This is a genomic window from Sphingopyxis sp. (genome assembly GCF_050725655.1).
GTDB lineage: Bacteria > Pseudomonadota > Alphaproteobacteria > Sphingomonadales > Sphingomonadaceae > Sphingopyxis.
The window spans coordinates 1-1,517 of the sequence record NZ_JBOHHT010000079.1; the positions used below are offsets into that span (position 1 = coordinate 1).

General features: G+C 62.3%; 2 protein-coding genes. Both read right to left on the reverse strand.

The features are described from left to right. The coding region (dnaN, locus tag ACREBX_RS11150) for a DNA polymerase III subunit beta (RefSeq protein ID WP_431561818.1) at positions 1-619 on the reverse strand (619 nt) is incomplete at its 3' end. Positions 620-809: 190 nt separating this feature from the next. After that, the gene (locus ACREBX_RS11155) at positions 810-1,424 is read right to left on the reverse strand and encodes an outer membrane protein (protein WP_431561819.1); all 615 of its coding nucleotides are present in this window, start codon (positions 1,422-1,424) and stop codon (positions 810-812) included. Positions 1,425-1,517: the final 93 nt, after the last annotated feature.

A 1,517-nucleotide genomic window follows, 5' to 3' on the forward strand; every position in this document is an offset into this window, starting at 1 on the left:
GTTCGGCGACGCACTTCCGCGGGATGATCACGTCGGGCATGCCCTCGGCGCCGTCCGGACGCGGCATGGTGACGCGGGCGAGGCGATGGCCATCGGTCGCGGCTGCCTTCAGCACCGGCTGCGGATCGTCCGACACGTGCCAGAAAATGCCGTTGAGATAATAACGCGTTTCCTCGGTCGAGATCGCGAAACGGGTCTTGTCGATGATTTGCTTCAGCGTTTCGGCGGGCAGTTCGAAGCTGACCGGCAGCTCGCCTTCCGCGATCACCGGGAAATCGTCGCGCGGCAGCGTGCCGAGCTGGAATTTGGCGCGGCCCGCCATGATCGTCAGCTTGCCCTCCGCAGCGGCAAGACTGACCTGGCTGCCTTCGGGCAGCTTGTGTGCGATGTCGAACAGGGTGTGCGCCGACACCGTCGTCGCACCGGGCTGGTCGACCGCTGCCGCGACGGTCTCGTTGATTTGCAGGTCGAGATCGGTCGCCATCAGCTTGAGGCCGCCTTCGGCGGTCGCCTCGATCAGGACGTTGGACAGGATGGGAATGGTGTTGCGCCGCTCAACCACCGACTGGACGTGGCTGAGGCCCTTCAACAGAGTCGCGCGTTCGATCGTCGCCTTCATCGTAAATCCCCCGGGCCGCCGCCCAATTTCCTTCCCACCGAGCGTTCAGAGCCGGGGGCAATTAGCCGAGTCTATTCCTTAACGATAAAAGGGGCCGGAGCAAGCGCTCCGACCCCTTTTAGTGCCTGAAACAGGGCGCTTTGCTTGGAGTTTGTTAGAAATTCGTTCTTCGCGAATTTTCAAACAACTCTTAGAAGCGGACGCCGACGCCGGCCAAAAACTGATGCCGGTCGATATCGGCGTCGTAGCCGGCCAGTTCGCCATAGTGCGAATAGCGATACTCGCCCTTGATATAGGTGGTCGGCCCGACCTTATATTCGAGACCGGCACCGAGCCGGTATCCGTCGAGATTGTCGCTATCCTCGACCGTGGTGTTGCCGTTGCGATAACGGGCATTGAGCCGGGCATTGGTATAACCGGCCTTCACATAGCCCAGCGCGAGCGGCGAGATGGCGATGCCGACGCGCCCGCCGACATAGAGATCGCGGCCCGCTTTGAGGCGCAACCGGTCACCGGCCACCAACAAATTGTCGGTGCGCGCATCGGTGGTCGAGCCGGTCAGCTCGCCTTCGATGCCGACGATCGCGCGGCCGAATTGCATATCGTAACCGATCGCGCCGCCATAGGCGACGCCGTCGCTCGATCCGACGTCCGAACCGGCATTGATCTTGTCATATCCGACCAGGGCCTCGACGCGTGGGCCCGTAAAGGGTGCGTTTTCGGATGGACCGTCCTGGGCAAGGGCAGGGGCAGCGATGCCGAGCGCCAGCGCACTGGCCGCGGCAGTGAGAACGAGTTTACGCATAACTGGAACTCCCTGAGTTCTTCCCGCCCCCTCGAAAGGGGGCGGGGAGGTTCGATTTCATCGACTTTTTTTCGAAACCGCCCGAAACCGGGC